16 protein-coding genes and 3 rRNA genes are annotated in these 24,292 nt (G+C 59.8%); 14 read left to right on the top strand and 5 right to left on the bottom strand.

Going from position 1 to position 24,292, the window contains the following annotated elements; genetic code table 11:
• Positions 1-219: hypothetical protein (locus tag DXD94_RS09895; protein WP_233540357.1), on the bottom strand; the 219-nt coding region annotated here is incomplete at its 3' end.
• A 67-nt stretch (positions 220-286) separates the two neighbouring features.
• Here DXD94_RS09895 and DXD94_RS08740 point away from each other — a divergent pair.
• The 3 genes from DXD94_RS08740 (at position 287) to rrf (ending at position 5,426) form a co-directional block, all read left to right on the top strand.
• A 16S ribosomal RNA gene (locus DXD94_RS08740) occupies positions 287-1,793 on the top strand.
• Between the two features lie 397 nt (positions 1,794-2,190).
• Positions 2,191-5,165, top strand: a 23S ribosomal RNA gene (locus DXD94_RS08735).
• A gap of 145 nt (positions 5,166-5,310) precedes the next feature.
• Positions 5,311-5,426 (top strand): 5S ribosomal RNA (gene rrf / locus DXD94_RS08730).
• Together the 16S, 23S and 5S rRNA genes form the textbook arrangement of a ribosomal RNA operon.
• Positions 5,427-5,557: 131 nt before the next feature.
• Here rrf and DXD94_RS09590 read toward each other — a convergent pair.
• On the bottom strand, positions 5,558-6,025 hold the full coding sequence (locus DXD94_RS09590) for a hypothetical protein (protein ID WP_147347142.1): 468 nt from the start codon (positions 6,023-6,025) through the stop codon (positions 5,558-5,560).
• 275 nt (positions 6,026-6,300) lie between these two features.
• On the opposite strand from DXD94_RS09590, the gene DXD94_RS08725 reads away from it, so the two are divergent.
• Positions 6,301-6,732, top strand: coding sequence for an Hsp20/alpha crystallin family protein (locus tag DXD94_RS08725; protein ID WP_055251783.1), 432 nt, complete (start codon positions 6,301-6,303; stop codon positions 6,730-6,732).
• A gap of 82 nt (positions 6,733-6,814) precedes the next feature.
• Here the strand turns inward: DXD94_RS08725 and DXD94_RS08720 are convergent, their stop codons facing one another.
• Positions 6,815-7,624 (bottom strand): MBL fold metallo-hydrolase, encoded by an 810-nt coding sequence (locus tag DXD94_RS08720; RefSeq protein WP_117763831.1) that lies wholly within the window; start codon positions 7,622-7,624, stop codon positions 6,815-6,817.
• A 48-nt stretch (positions 7,625-7,672) separates the two neighbouring features.
• Here DXD94_RS08720 and tilS point away from each other — a divergent pair, with 48 nt between their 5' ends.
• The 5 genes from tilS to DXD94_RS08695 all read left to right on the top strand — a co-directional run bounded on the left by tilS (position 7,673) and on the right by DXD94_RS08695 (position 14,419).
• Positions 7,673-9,214: a tRNA lysidine(34) synthetase TilS gene (gene tilS / locus DXD94_RS08715; RefSeq protein ID WP_199568424.1), complete on the top strand. Its 1,542-nt coding sequence runs from the start codon at positions 7,673-7,675 to the stop codon at positions 9,212-9,214.
• Between the two features lie 147 nt (positions 9,215-9,361).
• Entirely contained in the window at positions 9,362-9,910 is a 549-nt protein-coding gene (hpt, locus tag DXD94_RS08710) for a hypoxanthine phosphoribosyltransferase (protein ID WP_117734837.1), read from the top strand.
• A 1-nt stretch (position 9,911) separates the two neighbouring features.
• Positions 9,912-12,059, top strand: coding sequence for an ATP-dependent zinc metalloprotease FtsH (gene ftsH / locus DXD94_RS08705; protein ID WP_117763830.1), 2,148 nt, complete (start codon positions 9,912-9,914; stop codon positions 12,057-12,059).
• A gap of 188 nt (positions 12,060-12,247) precedes the next feature.
• On the top strand, positions 12,248-13,432 hold the full coding sequence (locus DXD94_RS08700) for a pyridoxal phosphate-dependent aminotransferase (RefSeq protein ID WP_117743429.1): 1,185 nt from the start codon (positions 12,248-12,250) through the stop codon (positions 13,430-13,432).
• A 165-nt stretch (positions 13,433-13,597) separates the two neighbouring features.
• Positions 13,598-14,419, top strand: coding sequence for a phosphatase (locus tag DXD94_RS08695; protein ID WP_117763829.1), 822 nt, complete (start codon positions 13,598-13,600; stop codon positions 14,417-14,419).
• Positions 14,420-14,519: 100 nt separating this feature from the next.
• Here the strand turns inward: DXD94_RS08695 and rlmD are convergent, their stop codons facing one another.
• Complete coding sequence (gene rlmD, locus DXD94_RS08690; protein WP_117763828.1) at positions 14,520-15,968, bottom strand: 23S rRNA (uracil(1939)-C(5))-methyltransferase RlmD; 1,449 nt, start codon at positions 15,966-15,968, stop codon at positions 14,520-14,522.
• Positions 15,969-16,305: 337 nt separating this feature from the next.
• On the opposite strand from rlmD, the gene DXD94_RS08685 reads away from it, so the two are divergent.
• The 4 genes from DXD94_RS08685 to DXD94_RS08670 all read left to right on the top strand — a co-directional run bounded on the left by DXD94_RS08685 (position 16,306) and on the right by DXD94_RS08670 (position 21,107).
• The gene (locus DXD94_RS08685) at positions 16,306-17,166 is read left to right on the top strand and encodes a transporter substrate-binding domain-containing protein (RefSeq protein ID WP_117763827.1); all 861 of its coding nucleotides are present in this window, start codon (positions 16,306-16,308) and stop codon (positions 17,164-17,166) included.
• Positions 17,167-17,312: 146 nt separating this feature from the next.
• Positions 17,313-17,966 (top strand): amino acid ABC transporter permease, encoded by a 654-nt coding sequence (locus DXD94_RS08680; protein ID WP_233505102.1) that lies wholly within the window; start codon positions 17,313-17,315, stop codon positions 17,964-17,966.
• A complete protein-coding gene (locus DXD94_RS08675) occupies positions 17,959-18,723 on the top strand; it encodes an amino acid ABC transporter ATP-binding protein (RefSeq protein WP_117743432.1) in 765 nt (254 codons plus the stop codon). The genes DXD94_RS08680 and DXD94_RS08675 overlap by 8 nt, the downstream gene beginning before the upstream one ends.
• A gap of 308 nt (positions 18,724-19,031) precedes the next feature.
• Positions 19,032-21,107: a translation factor GTPase family protein gene (locus tag DXD94_RS08670; RefSeq protein WP_117763826.1), complete on the top strand. Its 2,076-nt coding sequence runs from the start codon at positions 19,032-19,034 to the stop codon at positions 21,105-21,107.
• 114 nt (positions 21,108-21,221) lie between these two features.
• On the opposite strand, the gene DXD94_RS08665 is transcribed toward DXD94_RS08670, so the two are convergent.
• Positions 21,222-22,202 carry a DNA/RNA non-specific endonuclease gene (locus DXD94_RS08665; RefSeq protein ID WP_117763825.1) on the bottom strand — a complete coding sequence of 327 codons (981 nt, stop codon included), beginning with the start codon at positions 22,200-22,202 and terminating at the stop codon, positions 21,222-21,224.
• Between the two features lie 377 nt (positions 22,203-22,579).
• Here DXD94_RS08665 and DXD94_RS08660 point away from each other — a divergent pair, with 377 nt between their 5' ends.
• Positions 22,580-24,274, top strand: a complete 1,695-nt coding sequence (locus DXD94_RS08660) for an ATP-binding protein (RefSeq protein ID WP_158564816.1) — start codon at positions 22,580-22,582, stop codon at positions 24,272-24,274.
• Positions 24,275-24,292 lie beyond the last annotated feature (18 nt).

The following is a 24,292-nucleotide window of genomic DNA, read 5'->3' as shown; positions in this document are numbered from 1 at the left end:
TCCGGTCTGGCAATATATCTCCTTGCCGCGCGGCCCGGTCGAACCGGATGGACCGCGCAGGCGTGCACCTTGAGAACCGGATACTGCGAGGATGGACACATTCAGTGTCGCATCCGGGCAGACATCGAACCATTTGAAATGGTCTGACTTGGTTTTGTTTTTCGCAAGGCCGCCGAGAGGCGGCCCCGAGAAATTCCTTTTCCTATCAAACAGAACCATATGAATCGAACGGAACCGATCAGCGTAACAGTTGTGAGGACCGGACGGGCTCGAGGCCCATTTATTTTGGACGGAGAGTTCGATCCTGGCTCAGGATGAACGCTGGCGGCGCGCCTAACACATGCAAGTCGAACGGCACCTGCCCTCGGGCAGAAGCGAGTGGCGAACGGCTGAGTAACACGTGGAGAACCTGCCCCCTCCCCCGGGATAGCCGCCCGAAAGGACGGGTAATACCGGATACCCCGGGGTGCCGCATGGCACCCCGGCTAAAGCCCCGACGGGAGGGGATGGCTCCGCGGCCCATCAGGTAGACGGCGGGGTGACGGCCCACCGTGCCGACAACGGGTAGCCGGGTTGAGAGACCGACCGGCCAGATTGGGACTGAGACACGGCCCAGACTCCTACGGGAGGCAGCAGTGGGGAATCTTGCGCAATGGGGGGAACCCTGACGCAGCGACGCCGCGTGCGGGACGGAGGCCTTCGGGTCGTAAACCGCTTTCAGCAGGGAAGAGAAGAGACTGTACCTGCAGAAGAAGCCCCGGCTAACTACGTGCCAGCAGCCGCGGTAATACGTAGGGGGCGAGCGTTATCCGGATTCATTGGGCGTAAAGCGCGCGTAGGCGGCCCGGCAGGCCGGGGGTCGAAGCGGGGGGCTCAACCCCCCGAAGCCCCCGGAACCTCCGCGGCTTGGGTCCGGTAGGGGAGGGTGGAACACCCGGTGTAGCGGTGGAATGCGCAGATATCGGGTGGAACACCGGTGGCGAAGGCGGCCCTCTGGGCCGAGACCGACGCTGAGGCGCGAAAGCTGGGGGAGCGAACAGGATTAGATACCCTGGTAGTCCCAGCCGTAAACGATGGACGCTAGGTGTGGGGGGGCGATCCCCCCGTGCCGCAGCCAACGCATTAAGCGTCCCGCCTGGGGAGTACGGCCGCAAGGCTAAAACTCAAAGGAATTGACGGGGGCCCGCACAAGCAGCGGAGCATGTGGCTTAATTCGAAGCAACGCGAAGAACCTTACCAGGGCTTGACATATGGGTGAAGCGGGGGAGACCCCGTGGCCGAGAGGAGCCCATACAGGTGGTGCATGGCTGTCGTCAGCTCGTGTCGTGAGATGTTGGGTTAAGTCCCGCAACGAGCGCAACCCCCGCCGCGTGTTGCCATCGGGTGATGCCGGGAACCCACGCGGGACCGCCGCCGTCAAGGCGGAGGAGGGCGGGGACGACGTCAAGTCATCATGCCCCTTATGCCCTGGGCTGCACACGTGCTACAATGGCCGGTACAGAGGGATGCCACCCCGCGAGGGGGAGCGGATCCCGGAAAGCCGGCCCCAGTTCGGATTGGGGGCTGCAACCCGCCCCCATGAAGTCGGAGTTGCTAGTAATCGCGGATCAGCATGCCGCGGTGAATGCGTTCCCGGGCCTTGTACACACCGCCCGTCACACCACCCGAGTCGTCTGCACCCGAAGTCGCCGGCCCAACCGTCTAGGGGGGAGGCGCCGAAGGTGTGGAGGGTGAGGGGGGTGAAGTCGTAACAAGGTAGCCGTACCGGAAGGTGCGGCTGGATCACCTCCTTTCTAGGGAGATAAATCTTCTAGAGAGACAAACTTTAACTCGAATGGAGGGCAGGAGCCCGTCCGGTAGATGTCCGCCAGGATACGTCCCCGCAGCACCCGGTCCCCGGGGTCGCACCCGCGTACCTTGAGAGCCGCATAGCGATAGGAGAGAGATGGAAGATCCGAATCTTCCAGACTCGATTCTTTTCTGCGATTAAATCAAAGAATGATAGCAATCATTCATCCGATCCAAACAAGAAGAATTCACTTATTTATGAGTGAGGAGCATCTGATCGCGAGCGCAGTCAACTACTGTGCCGCGGTATGAGATACCCGAATTGCGACATACGAGCGCTATTAATGATATCGATTAATTAACTTTAGCGACACGTGGATATCCCGCGGGCCCGATGCGGTCCCGCAAGATACCACGGGCGCACGGCGGATGCCTTGGCACAGGGAGCCGATGAAGGACGCGGCAAGCTGCGATAATCCCCGGCGAGGAGCACACATCCTTCGACCCGGGGGTCTCCGAATGGGCGAACCCATGCACAGCGGTGTGCATATCCCCACCCCGAACGCATAGGGGCGGGGAGGACAACCCGGGGAACTGAAACATCTAAGTACCCGGAGGAGAGGAAATCAATCTCGAGACTCCCCGAGTAGCGGCGAGCGAAAGGGGACCGATGGCCAAACCGTCGAGCGGGGATACCCGGCAGGGGTTCCGCCGGCGGGGTTGCAGGGCCGCGCATCCGGGGGCTGCCGCCCCCGGGCGCAGGTCCGGCTGGGGAGCGGAACGGCATGGGAGGGCCGGCCGCAGCGGGTGACAGCCCCGTACGCGAACCCAGACCGGACGGCGCGACGCGGTCCCTGAGTAGGGCCGGGCACGTGAAACCCGGTCCGAACCTGGGTGGACCACCATCCAAGCCTGAGTACTACCCTGTGACCGATAGCGCACCAGTACCGTGAGGGAAAGGTGAAAAGCACCCCGGGAGGGGAGTGAAACAGTACCTGAAACCGTGCGCCCACGAGCAGTCGGAGCACCCTTCGGGGTGTGACGGCGTGCCTTTTGTAGAATGAGCCAGCGAGTCGCTGGCGCGGGGCGAGGTTAACCGGAAGGGAGCCGAAGCGAAAGCGAGCCTTAACAGGGCGACTTGAGTCCCGCGCCGCGGACGCGAAGCCGGGTGAGCTATCCGTGGGCAGGCTGAAGCGGGGGTAAGACCCCGTGGAGGGCCGAACGCACGTCGGTTGAAAACGGCGGCGATGACCTGCGGATAGGGGTGAAAGGCCAATCAAACCCGGAGATATCTCGTTCTCCCCGAAATAGCTTTAGGGCTAGCGTCGCGCGTTCACCGCCGGAGGTAGAGCACCGGATGGACGAGGGGGCTTCGCCGCCTACCGAATCCAACCGAACTCCGAATGCCGGCGGCCCAGAGCGCGGCAGTCAGAGCATGTGGGCTAAGCTGTGTGCTCGAGAGGGAAACAGCCCGGACCGCCCGCTAAGGTCCCCAAGTTCCAGCCGAGTGGCAAAGGATGTGCGTCCGCCCAGACAACCAGGATGTTGGCTTAGAAGCAGCCATGCATTCAAAGAGTGCGTAACAGCTCACTGGTCGAGTGGACATGCGCCGACAATACACGGGGCTAAGCTGGACACCGAAGCGGCGGGATTTTGATTTTCAGAATCGGTAGGGGAGCTTCCCATGGGCGGGGAAGCCGCCGGGCGACCGGCGGTGGAGCGCATGGGAGTGAGAATGCTGGCATGAGTAGCGAGAGACGAGAGAGTAACTCGTCCGCCGTGAACCCGAGGTTTCCTGGGCAAGGCTAATCCTCCCAGGGTCAGTCGGGGGCTAAGGCGAGGCCGGGAGGCGTAGCCGACGCGCAGCAGGCAGACATTCCTGCACCGCGCACGCGGCGCTACGACCGACGGGGCGACGGATGGGGGTGGCTCGGCGGGGTTCTGGACGTCCCCGTGATGGAGCGCGGCCCGCGGACCAGGGAAATCCGGTCCGCACGAGGGCGAGGCTCCGGACGAAGCGACTGAGCGAAGCGAGTGAGCCCGAGGTCCCTAGAAAAACCCCTAGGCAGGCGCGTGCGCGCCCGTACCGCAAACCGACACAGGTGGGTGGGTAGAACATACCGAGGCGATCGGGTCAACCATGGTCAAGGAACTCGGCACAATGGCCCCGTAACTTCGGGAGAAGGGGTGCCCGCGCGTACGTGAACCGGCTTGCCCGGGGAGCGGAGGCGGGCCGCAGTGGAGAGGCCCAAGCGACTGTTTACCAAAAACACAGGACTCTGCAGAAGCCGCAAGGCGACGTATAGGGTCTGACGCCTGCCCGGTGCCGGAAGGTCACGCGGAGGAGTTAGCGCATCGCGCGAAGCCCCGAAGCCAAGCCCCGGTAAACGGCGGCCGTAACTATAACGGTCCTAAGGTAGCGAAATTCCTTGTCGGGTAAGTTCCGACCTGCACGAAAGGCGCAACGACTTGGGCGCTGTCTCGACCATGGACCCGGTGAAATTGCACTGGTCGTGAAGATGCGACTTACCCGCGGAAGGACGGAAAGACCCCGTGAACCTTCACTGCAGCTTGGCATTGGCCGCTGGTCCCGCGTGTAGAGGATAGGCAGGAGGCATCGATCCGGAGGCGCCAGCCCCCGGGGAGCCGCCCTTGGAATACTGCCCTCGCGCGACCGGCGTCCTAACCCGAGGCCGTCACCCGGCTCGGGGACCGTGCCAGGCGGGCAGTTTGACTGGGGCGGTCGCCTCCTAAAGGGTAACGGAGGCGCGCGAAGGTCCGCTCGGGACGGTCGGCAACCGTCCTTTTGAATGCAAGAGTACAAGCGGGCTTGACTGCGAGGCCCACGAGCCGAGCAGGTGCGAAAGCAGGCTCTAGTGATCCGGCGGCCCCGAGTGGGTGGGCCGTCGCTCAACGGATAAAAGGTACTCCGGGGATAACAGGCTGATCTTGCCCAAGAGTCCACATCGACGGCAAGGTTTGGCACCTCGATGTCGGCTCATCGCATCCTGGGGCTGGAGCAGGTCCCAAGGGTACGGCTGTTCGCCGTTTAAAGCGGTACGCGAGCTGGGTTCAGAACGTCGTGAGACAGTTCGGTCCCTATCCTCCGTGGGCGCAGGAGAATCGATGGAGGCTGCCCCCAGTACGAGAGGACCGGGGTGGACGCACCTCCGGTGAACCGGTTGTCGACCAACGGCACGGCCGGGTAGCCGCGTGCGGCGCGGATAACCGCTGAAGGCATCTAAGCGGGAAGCCGTTCCAGGGATTAGTTCTCCTTCCGGTAAGGGCCCAGGTAGACTACCTGGTCGATAGACGGCAGGTGCAAGGGCGGCGACGCCCTCAGCCGAGCCGCACTAATCGCCCGAGCTCTTCCGGAACCGCACCTCGCGGCCCGCGGGACTGAGCGCTCATGCGCGGTCCGGGCACGAGGATGCCCCCGAGTCGACTCCTCCTATGCGCCATGCGGCCCCCAGGGCACGTAGATGAGACCCAGGACACCGTAACGGTGGGCGCCGCCCACCGGTCAGCGGCCAGAGCATGGGGGGCACGCCCGGTCCCGTTCCGAACCCGGAAGCTAAGCCCCATCGCGCCGAGAGTACTGCGGGGCCAGCCCGTGGGAGGCCAGGGCGCCGCTGACCGGTGGACGGCACCGAGCCGTCAGAGGAAATGGAGAAGGGGGAGGCCTCGCGGCCTCCCCCTTTTTTTGCGTTTACGGGGCATAAATGACTCATTTACGCCAGACGATTTAATTCTTTTTGGTATTGAGCTTTTATTTAAAGAAAATAAAACGAATAACAAGGGCAACTGCTATGGCTGTAATGATCAAAAGCAGGATTGCCAGTCGATGTTGCTTGCGTCGTTTACTTGACGAAACGAAGATTGATTTTCCTTGTTTTGGCGTCTCGAGATAACGAGCCGAATGCGTTAAGGTTTGCTTGGGTCGCGGCCCTCTTTGTCGATGAGCGGCGGATGCTTTCATCGGCTCATCCCTATCTGCGCTGTTGTTAGATAATGGTGCGTCTTTCAGATACACAGGGTCACCCGAGGCCACGCCCATATGCTTGCGTCCCGTTTGCGCATCTTCGAGTGTTTGATATCGGTTTCTTGTCACATATTCGGGCTCTGGATCATTAATGGGCTCTTGCGAGATGTGGGGGCGATGGAATCGAATCGGTTGCGGGCTGGAAACTTCGTCCTGCTCCGGCATAAGCGTGTTGTACTGTTTTTGATCGTCCATGATGCCCTTAGTTCGCCATCAATATCGTTTATGCGCCCATTGTAAGTCAGCCGTCTAGTTTTGATGAGATTGCATACATTATTTAAGGCTTAGTTCAAATTCCGCTAATCAGACAAAACCTTAGTCAATAAGACTTAGATATACTTATATTACTAGACTCAAAAAACTTTATAGTCGATGTATATATAAGAAGCGTCTGGGCATATATAAGAGCGTCAAAAGAAGTCCCAGTCACCTAGAAGATGGCTCGGCAATCCTTAAAAGGAGTGGTAAACATGGCAAGCATGGTTCCTTATCGTTCGGTTTTTGGCGTTCGTCCTTCTGCTAGCTCGCTGTTCGATCTGTTTGATGATATGACCGACCTTGCAAACAACTCGATTGCTTCCAAGGCGTTCCCCGTTGATGTCGAGGACAAGGGCGATGGTTATGAGGTCAAGGCGTATCTGACCGGCGTGGCTAAGGATGACATCGATGTTGAGCTTAATGAAGGCCGTCTGTCCATTAGCGTGAACGTTGTGGAAGACGAGGAGAACGAGGGCAAGAACTTCCTGCAGAAGGAGTTCAGCTCGTACAGCGCGACGCGTGGCGTGTATCTCAAGGACGCTTCGAGCGAGGGCCTCTCGGCTAAGTATGCTGACGGCATCCTGACCGTAACGGTTCCCAAGATCGTCGAGAAGAAGAACGTTACGAAGATCTCCATCGACTAACTTCGTTGGTGCTCCGCGCTATTAAAAGACAACAAAAGGGGCTGGGAAGCGATTCCCAGCCCCTTTTGCTGTCTAGGACAGACTATTGAATGGTTGCTGGTCGATGCTGGCTTGTGGGGCGTATCGAGAGTTTTCGCGATCCTTGGAGAAGGGTGGCGGAACTGCCGACCTCGTTATCCAGGGTTGCGGCTAGAGCTTTGGCATAGCTTTTGACGGTAAGGCTCGGGCGATTGTTATCTTGGCTGATATGCATCGCAATGAGCTGTTCGGTGCGATCGGTGACGAGCCCACGCGCTGCGTCGGCGGCTTGGTCGTTAGAGAGATGGCCTTTTGCAGATAAAATTCGCTCTTGGAGGAAGCGGGGGTAATCTCCTTGGCGCAGCATGGCCACATCGTGGTTGCTCTCGAGTGCAAGAACTCGGCAGTCTTCGAGGGTGTCTATAGCTTGTTTGGTTAGCTCTCCGGTGTCGGTGGCAAAGCCAATGGAGTCATCGAAAGTGTCGAATCGATAACCGACAGGATTGATGACATCATGCGATGTTGGGTAGGTTCGTACGCGGATGCCGGCAATGGAAAGCGTGTCGCCGGGGTCAAATTCCTCTACGGGTAGATGTGCGAGGGTTTCTTTGCACGAAAGCGTGCCCCTGCTGGCAAAGAGGGGACCATGCCAGTGCTTGCACCATACATCGAGCCCTTTGATGTGGTCGGTGTGCTCATGGGTGATTACAAGCGCGGCAACGTCGTCTGCCGAGAGGCCGAGCTCCGCCATGCGTTTAAGTGTCTCGCGGCGGGACAGGCCATCATCGATCATGATGAGACCTTGCGGCCCCTCGATGAGCGCGCAGTTGCCTTTTGAGCCGCTGCCGAGGATATGAAGGTGCAGGCGAGACATAAGATTCCAAAGGATACAATGGGTGCGGACGAATAGAGGAGGAAGCGAATGCCAACGGTATCTCAGCACTATGGACATCATGCTGCGTCGAGGGCGGATGATTACGTCCTGGCGACGCGGCAGACGGCTGCTCCTGTGGTGCTCATGGTATCAGGTGGTGCGGACTCGACGGCCTTGCTTCTTATGGCATGCACATCAAAGTTGGATATCATGGACGGGCGCGGCGTCGCTTCCATTGCGCGCGAGCGTCTGCACGTACTGCATGTAAATCATCACCTGCGTGGTGAGGCGTCCGATGGCGACGAGGCCTTTGTGCGCGAGCTCTGCGCGCAATATGGCTTGCCGCTGTGTGTTGAGCATGCCTATTTTGATGATGAATCGGGCAATATCGAGGCGGCTGCCCGCGAGGTACGCTATGCCGCGGCACGGAGATACGTTCGTGAGCTCTGCGCCCAGACGGGCGCACCGCGGACGGCGGCCCGCATCTGTACGGCGCACACCTCATCGGACCGCGCGGAAACGTTTTTGATGAATGCGATTAAGGGGTCGGGGCCCGCTGGTCTATCGAGCATTCCACGCCGTCGGAACATCGTGGTACGCCCCTTGCTCGACCTCACGCATGATGAGCTCGTGAACTATCTGCAGGTGCATGGCCAGCCGTGGCGGGAGGATGAGAGCAACGAGGACGTTTCGTACCTGCGCAACTATGTGCGCCACCGGGTGATGCCGGTGGTGGCACAGCGCAACGCGAACGTCTGCAAGACGATTGGTGCCGCTTGCGAGATCCTGGGCGACGAGGATGCGTTTTTGTCTCAGCTTTCGGCTCAGGCGTTTCGAAGCTGCCTGCGCAAGGAAGTGGCGGGTGCGCTGGTCCTCGACGCGCGCCGCCTTGCCGCGGCCGAGGTGGTGATTGCTCGGCGCATGGTGCGACTGGCAATTAAGCGCATCGACCCCGATGCTCGGCCGGAGATGCGGCATGTGGAGCGCGTGCTCGCCTGTGTTGCCGAGGGTGCGGGCTCGGTCACACTCCCGGCGGGAATTGATGCGCGCGTGGAGTTTGGAATGCTGGCACTCAAGGCCCCGGTGGCGCGCGAGGGCTTAGTTGCCGACTGGATCTCCGTTCCCGGGCGCCTGTCCTTGGGGGCGGGGCGTATGCTGGTGGCCGAGCCGATGGCCGTTGAGCCGGGATACGATGTCGTGCATCGAGCCCGCGAGCTTGTGGCTGCCGGAGAGGTGGCCGCTATCGTGGATGCGGCGGCCTTGGGCTTTGCCGACCGCGATAGCGATCGGATGCTCGCTGGCTCGTGCGGAGAGATTCCCGCTGAGGCTCGATCGGCGCGCTTGTGGGTGGATAACCCTGTGCCGGGGGATGTGATGTGCCCGCTGGGAATGAGTGGTCGAAGCAAGAAAGTGTCCGACCTGCTCAACGAGGCGCGCATTCCCGTTTCCGAACGCTCTGGCGTGCCCGTGGTAAGAACGGCTCCGGGGGGAGCCGTGGTGTGGGTTGCGGGCGTTCGGGCCGACGAGCGTTTTAAATGCACGGCCGCAACGCGCGTGGCATATCTGCTCCGCGTAGTCGATGCGGAATAGCGCCTTGCGCCTACTATTCTGTGCGACGTTGACGGTATTCCCGCGCTGATGGCGCACGGGCTGGTAAATATACCCCGTGCGCTGCTAGAATGTGTAGTTCGCGTCCATACGGCGGTGTGTGGGCGATAAGCACAAGAAAGGGTTGTCATGGCTTCTCAACATCCGGATATCGAGAAGGTTCTGTTTACGCAGGAGGATATCGACGGTATCGTTTCTCGCCTAGGCGAGCAGATTACTCGCGACTACGTGGGTAAGGATCTGGTGCTGATCGCGGTCCTACGCGGCGCCGTGGTCTTTATGGGCGACCTGATGCGCAAGATCGAGCTGCCGACCAACATCGATTTCATGGCTGTTTCGAGCTACGGCGACGGCGTGAAGTCCTCCGGCATCGTGCGTATCATCAAGGACCTGGATATCGACATCCGTGGCCGCGACGTGCTGATCGTCGAGGACATTCTGGACTCGGGCCTGACGCTCAAGTATCTGATGAAGAACCTCGAGAGCCGCAAGCCCGCTTCTCTGGAGGTCGCCGCCTTCCTGTGGAAGGACGTTGAGGACCGTGCCTCGGCCGTCACGCCCAAGTATGTTGGAACCCATTGCCCCGATGCCTTTGTGGTGGGCTACGGCCTCGACTATGCCGAGCGCTATCGTAACCTTCCGTATCTGGGCATTTTGAAACCGGAGGTTTATTCGTAAGATGCCCGACGACCGTAACGATAACAATTCCCAGACTCCCCGGGAGCCTAAGATCCCGGGGATGCCCGGAGGCAAGAAGCCCACGCGTACGGGCTGGCTGTATTTTATTTTGGCTTGCGCGCTTCTGGGCTACGCCTTCTTTAACATGGGCTCCGGCTTTGCCAATTCCAGCAATACCGTAAAGCTCGCGACGAGCGAGATGGTCAACGCCATTAAGCAGGATCGCGTCGAAGATTTGACCTATACGGTTCAAGACGGAAGCGTGGCGGGTCATTACTGGAAGACAAAAAAGGACAAGGGCGACACGAGCGAGCTCAAGAGCTTCTCCTCGACCTATGTCGGCTCCGATTCTCTTGCCGAGCTTATGGCGGAGCACCCCGATACCAAGTACATCGTCAACACCAATGACCCCGATTTTTGGGGCGACCTGGCGATGAGCGCGCTGCCGACGATCGCCCTGATCGCCATCATGTTCTACTTTATGCGCCAGATGATGGGCGCCAACAACAGGAACATGCAGTTTGGCAAGACCAACGCCAAGACCAACGAGGCAACGCGCCCCAAGGTCAAGTTTGAGGATGTTGCCGGTGTGGACGAGGCGGTCGAGGAGCTCGAGGAGATTCGCGACTTTTTGAGCGATCCGGATCGCTATCGAAAGCTGGGCGCCAAGATTCCGCGCGGCGTGTTGCTGGTTGGCCCTCCGGGTACTGGTAAGACCCTGCTGGCCAAGGCCGTTGCCGGCGAGGCGGGCGTGCCGTTCTTTAGCATCTCGGGTTCCGACTTTGTCGAGATGTTCGTGGGCGTCGGCGCCAGCCGCGTGCGCGACCTCTTTAAGGAGGCCAAGTCCCAGGCCCCGTCGATCATCTTCATCGATGAGATCGATGCCGTGGGACGTCAGCGCGGAGCCGGCTTGGGCGGCGGTCACGACGAGCGCGAGCAGACGCTCAACCAGCTGCTGGTCGAGATGGACGGTTTTGAGGAGAGCGAGTCGGTCATCCTGATCGCCGCCACCAACCGCCCCGACATTCTGGATCCGGCGCTGCTGCGTCCCGGCCGTTTTGACCGCCAGGTTACGGTCGACCGTCCGGACGTGAAGGGCCGCGAGCAGATCTTGCGCGTGCATGCCGAGAACAAGCCGATGGACGAGGACGTTAAGTTTGAGAAGCTCGCCCAGATGACCGTTGGCTTTACCGGCGCCGACCTGGCGAACTTGCTCAATGAGTCTGCACTGTTGGCTGCCCGCCGTCATCGTTCCGTGATCTCGATGGACGAGGTCGAGGAATCGATGGAGCGCGTGATTGCCGGACCGCAGCGCAAGGGTCGCGTGATGACCGAAGCCGAGCGCACCACGATTGCCTACCACGAGAGCGGTCATGCCCTGGTGGGCCACATCCTGGAGCACTCCGATCCGGTCCACAAGATCTCGATCGTCAGCCGCGGTCAGGCTCTGGGCTACACGCTGCAGCTTCCGCAGGAGGACCACTTCCTCAAAACCAAGAACGAGATGCTCGACGAGCTCGCCGTGTTCTTGGGCGGCCGCGTTGCCGAGGAGCTCATGTGCGACGACATCACGTCGGGCGCGAGCAACGATCTGGAGCGCGCGACCAAGATGGCGCGCGAGATGGTCACGCGCCTGGGCATGAGCGAGGAGCTGGGCACGCAAGTGTTTGGCGAGGCGCAGCATCAGGTGTTCCTTGGTCGCGATTACGCTGATCACCAGGATTACTCCGAGGAGACGGCGCGTCGCATCGATATCGAGGTTCAGCGCATCATGCGCGAAGCCCATCGCCGTGCGGTCGAGATTTTGGATGCCCGTCGCGATCAGCTCGATCTGATGGCGAACGTGCTGCTCGAGCGCGAGACCGTCGAAGGTGACGCCGTGAACGCCCTGCTCGACAACGAGTGGGATGCCTACCTTGAGCGCGAGGGCGATATCCTGGCGGCCAAGGAAGAGCGCAATGCCAAGGCGGCCGGCATGCCGACCAAGAAGCGCGCGCCTCGTATGAGCGAGGAGGAGCTGGCGGCTGATGCCGCGGCGTTTGCGCAGGCGGCCATGCAGGAGGATGCCGACGTCGCATCTGAGGATGCTGACGATGTCGAGACTGCTGACGCAAAGAAGGCCGACGGCAATACTGACGTCGACGAGTAATCTTTGTCACAAAAGCCTCCGCGGGGAAACCTATGGAGGCTTTTTCTTTTGAGCGATATGGGCCATCTGTTGATTGGGGACAGACTTAAATGAGCGTTTTCACGCATTTAAGTCTGTCCCCAATCAACATTGCTGCGGCACTTTGCTCGGCTAAAGCGTACAATAGCGCCTATGCGAAAGGGGAACAGATGATCAACGATACTATGTATGCGCGCGGTGCGGAGAGCTCCATCATCCGCGAGATCTTTAGCTACGGCCTTGAGCGCAAGGCACAGATCGGCGCGGAAAACGTGTTCGATTTCTCACTGGGTAACCCGAGCGTTCCGGCACCTGCCGCCGTGGCTGAGTCCATTAAGAAGGCCTTGGAGCTGCCGAGCGACCAGCTGCATGGATACACGCCTGCACCGGGTCTGCCGCAGTGCCGTACCGCCGTGGCCGAATCGCTCAACCGCCGCTTTGGCACGAGCTATGAGGGCAAGGATGTCTTTATGACGGTGGGTGCGGCGGCTTCGCTCACCTGTACGCTCAACGCGATTACCAATCCGGGCGACGAGGTCATCGTTATCGCTCCGTACTTTCCGGAGTATCGCGTGTGGATTGAGAAGGCCGGCTGTACGTGTGTCGAGGCGCTCGCCGATGAAGATACGTTCCAGCTGAGCGTGGATAACGTGCTCAAGGCGATTACCGATAAGACGGCTGCCGTCATTATCGACTCACCCAACAACCCGACCGGCGCTGTGTATACGCGCGATACCTTGACGCGCCTGGCTAAAGTTTTGTGCGAGGTCAACGCCAAGCGCGATCCCGAGAATCCGATCATGCTGATCTCGGACGAACCGTATCGCGAGATTGTATACGGCGCCGAGGTGCCTTGGGTACCCTCGATTTACGAGCACACCGTCGTGTGCTATTCGTACTCCAAGTCGCTGTCGCTGCCGGGCGAGCGCGTGGGGTGGATCCTGGTTCCCAATACGAATCCTCAGGCAGCTCGTCTAATGCCCACCGTTGCCGGTGCCGCCCGTACGCTGGGCTTCGTGTGCGCTCCGGCGCTCTTCCAGCGCGTGATTATCGACTGCATTGATGAACCGAGCGATGTCGAGGCCTATGCGCGCAACCGCACCGCGCTTACCGATGCACTGGCGGAGTACGGCTACACCTATGTTGAGCCGAATGGCGCGTTCTACCTATGGGTGAAGGCGCTGGAGCCCGATGCGAACGCTTTTTGTGAGCGCGCGAAGAAGTATGAGCTGCTTGCGGTTCCCTCGGACAGCTTTGGCATGCCGGGCTGGTTCCGCTTGGGCTACTGCGTGAGCTACGAGACCATCGTCAATTCGTTGCCTGCCTGGAAGCAACTGGCCGACGAATATCTTTGAAAGTAAAGCGCTCTGCTTACAATGTTTTACGTGAAACGGGGTTTGGTTTTAAGCCAGACCCCGTTGTCTATGCCGTTGTGTGATTGGGATGAAGCAGTTTTACGACTATCGAAGGCTATGCGTACAATGAATATACGCGACGGCCATGCCGGATAAGGAGATCCGATGCCCTACCTGCTTTCTTGTGATATCCATACTCATACGATGTTCTCTGCGCATGCATATTCGACCATTGAGGAGAATGTGTACTGGGCGGCAGAGCGTGGCCTGCAGGTGCTCGGATCTGCCGACCATCTGAGCTCTATGGTTTCGCCTTGCCCCAATGACCTGTGTAGCTACCAGTTCTTTATCAACCAGGATGTCTGGCCTCGCATTTGGAGTGGCGTGCTGGTGTTGCGCGGTGCCGAGGCCGATATCGTTTCGTTGGACGGAAGCCTGTTTGGCGAGGACACTCCTGTCACGCTCGATATTGCCGGCGATCCGTTCAGCCGCCAGCATTCGCTGTTCGATTTGGTTACGCGCAATTTGGATTATTTGGTGGCAAGCGTGCATAATTCACAGATTGCTGAAGGCGCGACGCTGGCCCAGACGACCGAGATGTATATCAATGCCCTGGAGCACCCCAAGGTGTTCATGCTGGGCCACACGGGTCGCGCCGGTGTTCCCTTTGATATCGATGAGGTGCTGTTGGCGGCCAAGGCCAAGCACAAGATTATCGAGATTAACAACCATAGTCTTGAACATGGTACCGATGCCGAGCATTGGGGTGTGTGCCGCAAGATTGCCGAGCGCTGCGCCGAGCTGGGCGTGGGGATTGGCATCTCGACCGACGCGCACATTGGTATGGCGATTGGCAAGCTCGAGCAGGCGCGCAAGATGCTCGACGAGATTCATTTCCCGCTGGACCTGATTGTGACGCGCGATCGCGAGACGCTGCTGCGCGAGATGGCGGCAGCCGGCGTGTGCGACCTGCGCAAGAGCATGTAACGGGCTCATATAGCCAACGAAAGGGGGCGGTCCAGACGGGCCGCCCCCTTTCTTGTGCCGGTAGATTTTAAGGCATGTCCCAAAAATCTACTGGGGTGGGCTAGCGGCGCCCGAGGATCGCTACGGTTTCGGTGTGGTCGGTATGGGGGAACATGTCGACCGGCGTGATCTTGAGCAGGCGATAGCCTCCGTCGAGGAGCTGGTGCAGGTCACGCTCTTGGGTCACGGGGTTGCAGCTGATATAGGTGATGCGGCGCGGCTTGAGTGCGCAGGCGGCTTCGAGGAACTCGGGGGTGGAGCCGGCGCGCGGCGGGTCGATGGAAAGGACGTCGACGCGTTCGTTGTTGTCGGCGGCATCGAGGATGTAGTCGGTGGCGTCGTCGGCCATAAACCAAGCGCTGCGGGTGAGACCGTTGAGCTCGGCATTGCGGCGCGCGTCGGCAATGCCCGCGGGGTTTCGCTCCACACCGAGCAGCATGATGCCAATGCCCTTGTCCTGGGCACCCTTTGCGGCGCAAAGGCCGATGGTGCCGCTGCCGCAGTAGGCATCCATAAGCACGTCGCCCTGGCGCAGGTCCATGCCGTCGATGGCGAGCTGGTAGAGCAGCTCGGTCTGTTGCGGGTTGGTCTGATAGAACGCGGTGGGGGAGATGTCGAAGTCGCAGCCGAGCAGCTGGTCGCGCATGCATTCGGCGCCATGCACGATGCGGGTCTCCTCGCCTAGAATGGCGTTGCCGGGGCGTCCGTTGATGTTTTGGGCAACGGTGACGATATGCGGATCGAGTGCGGCGACGGCCTCAAAGAACTCCTGCGCATACGGCAAGTCGCGCTGAGCGGTCACGAGGGTGACCATAATCTGGTCGGTGCGCCAGCCGCAGCGAACGACGGCATAGCGAAGCAGCCCCAGATGCTTGTCTTCGTTAAAGGCGGGAATGTGCAGACGTTCGGCCTCGCGAGCGATACCGTTGAGAATCTGACGAGCACCCGGCGCCTCGACAGGACACTCGGGTACGGCAACGATCTTGTGCGTGCCGCGCTCAAAGAAACCGCAGCGGACAGCGCCCTCCTTACCGGGAGCAAACGGAGTGGCAGCCTTATGACGAAAACCGCGCGGCGCAGGATATTTGCCCGGGTCGCCTAGGGTGACGCCCATACCGCGAATGGGATCGACGGTTATGCCCTCGCGCTCACAGAGCTCAGCAAACAGTTCCTCCATAGCAGTCTGCTTGGCCGCCAACTGCTTCTTATAAGGACGATTGAGCGCCGTGCACCCACCGCAAGCTTTCATGATCGAACAGGGAGACTTGGGGTCCACAGTCTTGCACGCAGCCGAAGCCGGATCTTTATGCGAGTGCTTGGGGCGAGTCTGAGATGCCTTATCCCCGCCCCGACGAGAGCCAGAACGCTTGGCCTTAGCCTTGCCCTTGGCCGACTTACCCTTCGCATCCTGAGACGCCTTGGATTTCTTAGAAGATTTTTTCTCCCCCGACCCCTCAGCCGCCTCGATCAAAGCACGACGAGCCTTACGCTCCGCACGAGATTCTGCCATGAATTAACCCCACTATTTAATAAAAGAAAAGTCCGAAGCAATTGTACCGTGCATTCAACGTGCCCGTTTGGAGAGGAGGCTATTTAAGGTTCCGAGCAGGTTGTCTCCCGGCTGAGTGGCGCCCGGCGCGGAGTTTAATTTGTCGCGAGTTCCGCACGAACAGGAGGCCACTTAATGTGGCCTCCGTCGTGAGCAGGACTGTAGAGCAGCAAACTTAACCCCTGCCCCGGCACCCGGCGGGCAAATCCTCCCTTGTACTCTATCAAGGTAAAGTGTATGATTCTGAACGTTACACGACTCACTTTACTTAACTAAAGTGCCAGCAAGGGGGAATACCATGAATACCGATATGTCTCGTCGTCAGTTTGTTGGTCTAGCCGGCTCGCTCGCCACGGTGCTCGGCCTTGGTCTTGTCGGTTGTGGCGGCGGTGCCGGTAAGGGCTCTGCTGCCGGCTCTGCCGCGGCCAAAGATACGAAGGGTGCCGCGGAGTCCAAGAAGCTCGTGGTGGGCTTTGACAAGTCCTATCCTCCGTACGGCTTTGTGGGCGACGATGGCGAATATACGGGTTTTGACCTCGACCTTGCCAAGGCCGTTGCCGACAAGCAAGGCTGGGAGGTCAAATACGAGGCCATCGACTGGGATGCCAAGGATACGCTGCTCAACTCGGGTGCCATCAACTGCATCTGGAACGGCTTTACCATGGAGGGTCGCGAGGACGACTACACGTTCTCCGAGCCGTACATGCTCAACGAGCAGGTGCTCGTGGTCAAGAAGGATGCGGGCATCAAGAGCTGGGACGATCTTGCCGGCAAGACCGTGATCACCCAGACCGATTCCGCTGCGCAGGATGTGCTCGAGGGCGACCAGAAGGATCTGGCCGCGACGTTTGCCACGCTCGATACCATCGGTGAGTACAACACGGCGTTTATGCAGCTCGAGAGCGGCGCGGTCGATGCCGTGGCTTGCGACCTTTCGATTGCCCAGTATCAGCTCGCCGCCAAGCCCGATGCCTATACGCAGCTCGACAAGCCGCTGTCCAGCGAGCACTACGCCGTTGGCTTTAAGAAGGGCGACACCAAGTCGGCCGATGCTGTAACCGAGTCGCTCAAGGCGCTCTACGAGGACGGCACGGTTAAGGACCTCTGCGACAAGTATGCAGATTACGGTCTTTCCTTCGATAATTGGGTGCTCAAATAACGGCTTTCCCAGGAACCCGATCTTGCCGCTCAAACCCTCCTCGCGTACCAAAGTACGCTTCGTCGGGCTTGTCGCTCGCAATCTTGGGCACTGCGCCTATTTGAGAATAAGATCCGCTGTTCTGCTGTTGCGAAAGAGAGGGTAGGTTGTCTATCCAAGTCATGATGCAGATGCTTGGCCAGGGATTCTTGGTCAGCTTGCAGCTGTTTGTGCTGACGCTGCTCGGGTCGATTCCACTGGGAATCCCCGTGGCGTTTATGCGCATGAGCAAAATCGCGCCGCTTCGCTGGATTGCGCGCATCTACATTTCGGTCATGCGTGGCACGCCGCTCATGCTGCAGATGTTTGCCATCTACTTTGCCCCGTACTACGTGTTTGGCATCTCGCTCACACCCGATTCCAAATGGACGGCGTGCGTTGTGGCGTTCATCATCAACTACGCCGGCTACTTTGCCGAGATCTATCGATCGGGCCTGCAGTCCATTCCGCGCGGTCAATACGAGGCTGCCGAGGTGCTGGGCTATTCGCGCCTGCAGACGTTTTTGTACATTGTGATGCCGCAGGTCGCTAAGCGCATTTTGCCGGCGATGGGCAACGAGATTATCACGCTGGTCAAGGATACGTCGCTGGCATTTGCCATTGGCGTGGGCGAGATGTTCTCGACGGCCAAGGCGCTGGTTGCCTCGCAAGTGAACATGGTGCCGTTTGCAATCGCGGCGCTGATCTACTGGGTCTTTAACTTTGTGGTCGAGATGCTGCTGGGCGCCGCCGAAAAGAAGCTGGACTATTACCATGACTAACTCAGTGATGAAGATCGAAGGCGCGCGCAAGGCGTTTGGCGGCAATGAGGTTCTCAAGGATATCTCGCTTGAGGTGAAGCGTGGCGAGGTCGTGGCGATTATCGGGCCTTCGGGTGGCGGCAAGTCCACGCTGCTGCGTTGCGCCACACTGCTCGAGACGCTCGACGGAGGCTCGCTCTCGTTTGGCGGCCTTGCCGTCGCGACGGATGCGGGTTCGGGCGCGGTGTATGCGAAGGGCGATGTGCCCAAGCAGGCGCGCTCGCGATTCGGCCTGGTGTTCCAGAACTACAATCTGTTTCCGCACTATACGGTGATGAAAAACATCACCGACGCGCCGATCCGCGTGCTTAAGCGCCCGCGCGAGCAGGCGGAAGCTCGTGCGCACGAGCTGATTGCTCAGATGGGGCTTGTGGGCAACGAGAACAAGGTGCCGTGCGAGCTTTCGGGCGGCCAGCAGCAGCGCGTGAGTATTGCCCGCGCCCTGGCGCTCGACCCGGAAATCTTGTTCTTTGATGAGCCGACCTCGGCGCTCGATCCAGAGCTGACGGCCGAGGTGCTGCGTGTCATTAAAGACCTTGCGGCGCAGAACATGACGATGGTGATCGTGACCCACGCGATGCAGTTTGCGCGCGATGTTGCCGACCGCGTGGTCTTTATGGACGGCGGCCGTATTGTCGAGGAAGGTCCTGCCGAGCAGGTCATCGACCATCCACGCGAGCAGCGTACCCGCGAGTTCTTGAGCCGTATCGAGGGGTAGGCTCAGCTATTTACTCAACTTTTTAATTGAGGCGAAGCCGCCAGGTCTTACGGCCTGCGGCGGCTTTTATTTGTATCGATGGGGTTTAATAATCGCCTCGCACGTTTGCTCTGGCCTCTCGCCGTCTGTATTCATACGTGCGCCGAAAGGTGTGCATGGACAGGCGGATGCAAGGGTAGGGTGGTGGCATAGGACATTTGGAGGGTGAGTCGGCTCGGCTGCCGACCATGCTGCTCCCGGGACGGCACCGACCGCGAACTCTCCCCGTTGGCGTCGCGCATTGCGCGCGGCCCTGCAAGGAGGTCATCATGGGTGCTCCCAAGACCGGTAACGTAAGGAACGTGGTGCTCGTAGGCCAAGGCGGGGTGGGCAAGACTTCACTCGCCGAGGCCATGCTCCACCTTTCCGGCAAGACCGCCCGCCTGGGCGGCCACGACGGCACCAAGCCCACGCTTGACTATGACCCCGAAGAGGTCAAGCGTGCATTTTCCATCTCGACGACCATTGCGCCGATCGACTGGAAGGGCGCGCGCATCAACGTGCTCGATGCCCCGTGCTATCCCGATTTTATCGGCGACGCCTATGCCGCGATGAGCGTCTGCGAGACGGCTCTGTTTGTTGTCGACGCCGAGGCCGGCCCGCAGCCTACGACGGTTAAGCTCTGGTATGCCGCCGAGGACCTGCGTCTGGCGCGTGCGGTGTTCGTAAACCGCCTGTCGCGCTCCGAGGCCAGCTTTGCGACCACGATGGACCTGCTGCAGGAGCGCTTTGGTACGCGCCTGGGTGCCGTGACCCTTCCCTGGGGCGAGGGCGAGGACTTTGACGGCATCATCGACCTGGTGCGCATGAAGGCGCGCCATTGCAACGGCGCTGAAGCCGTTGAGTCGGAGATTCCCGAGGAGTATCGTACCCAGGCCGAGGAGGCCCACGACCATCTGTGCGAGCTGGTGGCCGAGGCCGACGACGAGCTGATGATGAAATACCTGGAAGGCGAGGAGACGCTGACGCAGGAAGAGCTCGAGGGCCTGCTGTCGAAGGCGATCGCCGAGCGCATCTTTGTGCCGGTCTTTGCGGGCGATTGCATTAAGGAGCAGGGCGTCAACTCGCTGATGGACGACATCGCCACGTACTTCCCGGCGCCGACGGACTACGGCGAGATGCCGCTCATCGACGGTGATTCGCTCAAGATCTCGAGTGACGATGACCGCCCGGTGGCGTTTGTGTTTAAGACCCTGGCCGACCCGCAGCAGGGTCGCATCAGCTTTATCAAGGTGCTGACGGGCACGCTTGAGCCGGGTCTTGAGCTGATCAACGCCCGCACGCGCAAGGGCGAGCGTCTGGCTCACCTGTATGTGATGTGCGGCCGCGACATGACCGAGGTCGGGCACGCGTATGCCGGCGATATCATCGTGGCGCCCAAGCTGGCTGCCGAGACGGGCGATACGCTCTCGATTACCGGTAAGGTCGAGGCTGCGGCGTTTAAGTTCCCCAACTCGCAGTACCGCATTGCCATCGAGGCCGAGAATCGCGGCGACGAAGAGAAGCTCTACACGTTTATCGAGAAGGCTTGCAAGGCCGATCCGACCATGAGCATCGACCGCGACGAGGAGACCGGCCAGACCATTATCTCGGCGGTGGGCGAGGCACAGGTTTCGGTCCTGCTCAATCGTCTGGAGGACCGCACCAAGGTCGCTGCCAAGAGCGTGCCGATCCGTATCCCGTATCGCGAGACCATCCGCCGCACGGCAAGTGCCCAGGGTCGTCATAAGAAGCAGACTGGTGGTGCCGGTCAGTATGGTGACTGCTGGCTGCGTGTGGAGCCGATGATTACCGCCGACGGTACGAGCGACGGTTATGAGTTTGTGGACGAGGTCGTGGGCGGCCGCATTCCGCGCTCGCTGATCCCTGCCGTGGATAAGGGTGTTCAGGAGACTATGAAGGACGGCATCATCGCCGGCTACCCGCTCACGGGCATTCGCGTGGCTGTGTACGACGGCTCGTATCACAGCGTCGACTCCAACGAGATGGCGTTCCGCGCGGCGGCCCGCATCGGCCTGCGCAAGGCGTGCGCCGATGCCGACCCGGTGGTGCTGGAGCCCATCGAGGAAATCACGGTGACGATCCCCGAGAGCTACGCCGGCGCCGTGATGGGCGACATCTCGGCCTCGCGTGGTCGCGTGACGGGCATGGAGACCGATGAGCGCGGAGACACCGTGGTCATCGCCCAGGCGCCGCTGGCCGAGCTGACGGATTACTCGACGCGCCTGCGCTCTATTACGCGCGGCACGGGCGACTTTACCATGAAGCCCGCGGGCTATGAGCAGGTGCCTTATGACGTTCAGGCCAAGCTGGTCGAGCGCTATGAGGAGGGCCGCGCCAAGTAGCGTGTGACGTTGCCTGTAACATACGTGCCGATGCAAGGGCCGCTCTGGGTGATCCGGAGCGGCCCTTTTTGATCCCCGGTGGGGTTGCAAATCGGTTCTTGTCGTGGCTCGGGGCTAATCCCCCGAGGCCTGGTTGCGGCCGGTGGCGTAGTCGATCTGCACATGCGGCTGCAGGTTGTAGCAGTACACGTGGAAGCACAGTGTCTTGCCGTGGTCCTCGACCGACTGCGCCTCGAGGCGGACACCGCGGCAGACGAGTTCCTCTTCGTTGTACATGGGCGTGACGCGGTAGAGCACGTGGTTGCCCGTGTCGCGGATATAGCCGAGGATCTGCTCTTCGAAGGGCAACATGCCCGTCTCGTTGAGATAGCGCGTGCCGGTCAGGAGATTTTTGCGGTTGGCGTTTTCGCCGCAGAGCGACCAAGCGATAAGGTGGCAACGGTTATAGAGGCTCTGGCTCGGAATAAAGTCGTAGCGCTGCTGGTGCCATCCGGCGGGGTGGATACGCGAGATATCGCCGCGCTTGCCCTGACCGAGCGATTCAGGTCCTATGCAGGCGAGTGCTTTGCGGGTACGGCCCAGGCTGTCGAGTTTAGAGAACTTCTTAAAGCAGCCCTCTTCTGCAGCGCGCTCGTATTCATCGAGCGTGAATGATGGCGTGCCGAGCGCGTGCGTGCTGTCGGCACGAAGGGCAACGTAGGGGTTGCCGGCGTAGTCGGGAATGCTGCTGAGATATACGCCGCGGGCGCGGTTGAGATCGGGGTTTTCGACCTCGTCGATGGGGGTGGCGCTGTTTGCGGATGCGTCGTCACCGGTGTCGGTTGCGGCGGAATCGGAGCCATCGCCAGAGTCCTGGCTGTTTTGAGGGTCCGGGGAGCTCGCCGTTCCCGATTCGAGCCGGGCGACCAAGTCCGCTTCGTCGTCGGTGCGGTTGGGGCTCTCGCTTTGCTTCTCGGCCAGAGCCGCCGCCTGCTCATCGCTTTGCGGCGACAACAGCTTGGGCGCTCCGTCGATCGATCCCGTAAACAGCGCAAACCCCAGCACCACGGCGGTGCCGATGGAAAGTACTTGCTTGTAGGCGGACTTGCGCGACATGGGGGCTCCTGGTTAGTCGGTTGCGAATCTACCAGTCTAGCAGGAGACGCCGCAGGTCGTTTCCCAGATAAAACCTGCCAAAATAAACCCGTCCTCTTTTGGCGGGTTGGCGGGGTAATGCCCGCCGCAACTTAGGGCACGGTTGGGATGTGTACGCTTTAAAGAGCGGAGCCCATGGTTAGAGAGATGCGCTCGTCTCTCTAAACGTCTCTCTAAAGAGAACGTCGGTTAGAGAGATGGCCTTAGGTAATCTAGCAGTGAATTCGATACATCTCTCTAAATTTCTCTCTAAAAGAAGGTGCTCATCTCTCTAAAGTTAGAGAGATATACTAAGCTTTAGAGAGATAAATCTATTGTTTTAGAGAGACGGAATGCCAATGCTGTTGGATGAACCTCTTGGCCTTATCGTTGAGCGCCTTCGCAGGCGGGGGACCGATGACGCATCGGTAGAAGTTAAAGCCTGCACGAATAAATTGAGTGCAGACGTATGGGAGACAGTGAGTGCTTTTGCGAACACTGCGGGCGGGCTCATTATTTTGGGCCTGAACGAAGCCGAAGGATTTGTTCCTTCTGCCAACTTTGCTATCGACAGGGTGCGCGACCAGTTTGTTTCGGGTATCGGAGACGGAGGCTCAGCGGCGGTGGTGACCCATGCGCCACGGTATGAGCTTGATCGAGGCGAGGTCGACGGGCTCCAGGTACTTCTGGTGCGCATCTTTGAACTTGAGCTCAAAGCGAAGCCATGCTATATCGGCGCGCGCGGCGTGCAGAACGGTAGCTACAAGCGCGTGGATGATAAAGATATCAAGATGTCGCCCGCTGAGCTATATGAGCTACAGAGTGCGTTGCTTCCGAGCGATGCAGACGGTACGGTGGTTTCGGAGGCAACAGTCGAGGATTTGGATCCAGATGTCGTGCGGTCCATTATCGCAAATCGCCGGCTGCAGACCCCGCGCGTTTTGCGCGGGGCCGATACGCTGGAAAAGCAGCTGGCCAGACTCAATATCACTACAAAGGATGGAGCTGTGAAGCTCGCGGGGCTGCTGTCGGCGGGAATCTACCCCCAGCAGTTCTATCCTAAGCTGATGATCGATGTCGCCGTTCATTCCGATGTGGAAAAATCTGCTCCTGGGCAACCCCGGTTTATTGACCGCCAGTTGTGCGATGGCCCGATTCCGGCTTGCATCGAAGATGCCCTCGCTGCGATCGGACGAAACTTGCGCAAAGCGGCGATAGTGCGAGGCGCTGGTAGAAGGGAAGATTGGGAAGTACCCCAGGAGGTTTTGCGCGAGGCCTTGGCGAATGCCTGCATCCATCGAGAGTATTCGCCCATGTTTGTGGGGCAGGCCGTGAGCGTCGATATCTACCCAGACAGAATAGAGATCAAAAACCCCGGCGGGCTTTGGGGCGGAAAGACGGTGGACAATCTTGCGGACGGGGAATCGCGCTGCCGAAACCCAAAGCTCATGAGCCTGATGGGGGCGACGCCGTTAGAGCATGCTGAGGGGGCTGTTGCGGAAAGTCAGGGATCTGGCATCCCGGCTATGATTCGCGAGATGGAGTCTCGTTCGCTTGGCAGGCCGAAATTTATCGTTAAGGCCGATTCGTTTACGGTGCTGCTTTCCCGGCACGGGGCGGAGCTTGCTGAAAACCGCATGTGGATTCAGGGCCATGTGGACACCGAACTGACGCATCGCGAGGAAACATTGCTCATGTTTATGCGGGAGCATGGGTGCGTATGCGATGTTCAAAAAATACGAGAGGCTTTGAAGTGGGATTCGGATGACATTCGCCTGATCTGCGGGGGCCTTGTCGATAAACATGTCCTGTCAAAATGTGGCAAAGACACGTTTGAAATTATCGATATGAGCAGAGAATTGTCAGCTTCGACGGCGGATAGGATCCTGGAGGCTCTCAGCGCCGGAATGGATATGACGGCGCGAGAAATAGCGGTTGCATCGGGGGTTAAGATTTCGTCCGTCCGTTACCATCTGCCAAAAATGGCGGATAAAGGACTCATTGAAGTAATGGGTTCATCGACGAGCCGCAACCGCCGCTATCGGAAGAAGTAGATGCAGCCGGGTCGCCTC

The sequence above is a fragment of the Collinsella sp. TM10-22 genome, assembly GCF_003466125.1.
Classification (GTDB): Bacteria; Actinomycetota; Coriobacteriia; order Coriobacteriales; family Coriobacteriaceae; genus Collinsella.
The sequence above is the reverse complement of the archived record's forward strand: the minus strand, read 5'-3'. Positions and strand labels throughout refer to the sequence as shown.

Excerpts from the sequence above, each read along its gene's own strand:
- DXD94_RS09590 (WP_147347142.1), bottom strand. The coding sequence starts at position 6,025 with ATGGACGATCAAAAACAGTACAACACGCTTATGCCGGAGCAGGACGAA.
- DXD94_RS08725 (WP_055251783.1), top strand. The coding sequence starts at position 6,301 with ATGGCAAGCATGGTTCCTTATCGTTCGGTTTTTGGCGTTCGTCCTTCT.
- DXD94_RS08720 (WP_117763831.1), bottom strand. The coding sequence starts at position 7,624 with ATGTCTCGCCTGCACCTTCATATCCTCGGCAGCGGCTCAAAAGGCAAC.
- tilS (WP_199568424.1), top strand. The coding sequence starts at position 7,673 with ATGCCAACGGTATCTCAGCACTATGGACATCATGCTGCGTCGAGGGCG.
- hpt (WP_117734837.1), top strand. The coding sequence starts at position 9,362 with ATGGCTTCTCAACATCCGGATATCGAGAAGGTTCTGTTTACGCAGGAG.
- ftsH (WP_117763830.1), top strand. The coding sequence starts at position 9,912 with ATGCCCGACGACCGTAACGATAACAATTCCCAGACTCCCCGGGAGCCT.
- DXD94_RS08700 (WP_117743429.1), top strand. The coding sequence starts at position 12,248 with ATGATCAACGATACTATGTATGCGCGCGGTGCGGAGAGCTCCATCATC.
- DXD94_RS08695 (WP_117763829.1), top strand. The coding sequence starts at position 13,598 with ATGCCCTACCTGCTTTCTTGTGATATCCATACTCATACGATGTTCTCT.
- rlmD (WP_117763828.1), bottom strand. The coding sequence starts at position 15,968 with ATGGCAGAATCTCGTGCGGAGCGTAAGGCTCGTCGTGCTTTGATCGAG.
- DXD94_RS08685 (WP_117763827.1), top strand. The coding sequence starts at position 16,306 with ATGAATACCGATATGTCTCGTCGTCAGTTTGTTGGTCTAGCCGGCTCG.
- DXD94_RS08675 (WP_117743432.1), top strand. The coding sequence starts at position 17,959 with ATGACTAACTCAGTGATGAAGATCGAAGGCGCGCGCAAGGCGTTTGGC.
- DXD94_RS08670 (WP_117763826.1), top strand. The coding sequence starts at position 19,032 with ATGGGTGCTCCCAAGACCGGTAACGTAAGGAACGTGGTGCTCGTAGGC.
- DXD94_RS08665 (WP_117763825.1), bottom strand. The coding sequence starts at position 22,202 with ATGTCGCGCAAGTCCGCCTACAAGCAAGTACTTTCCATCGGCACCGCC.
- DXD94_RS08660 (WP_158564816.1), top strand. The coding sequence starts at position 22,580 with ATGCTGTTGGATGAACCTCTTGGCCTTATCGTTGAGCGCCTTCGCAGG.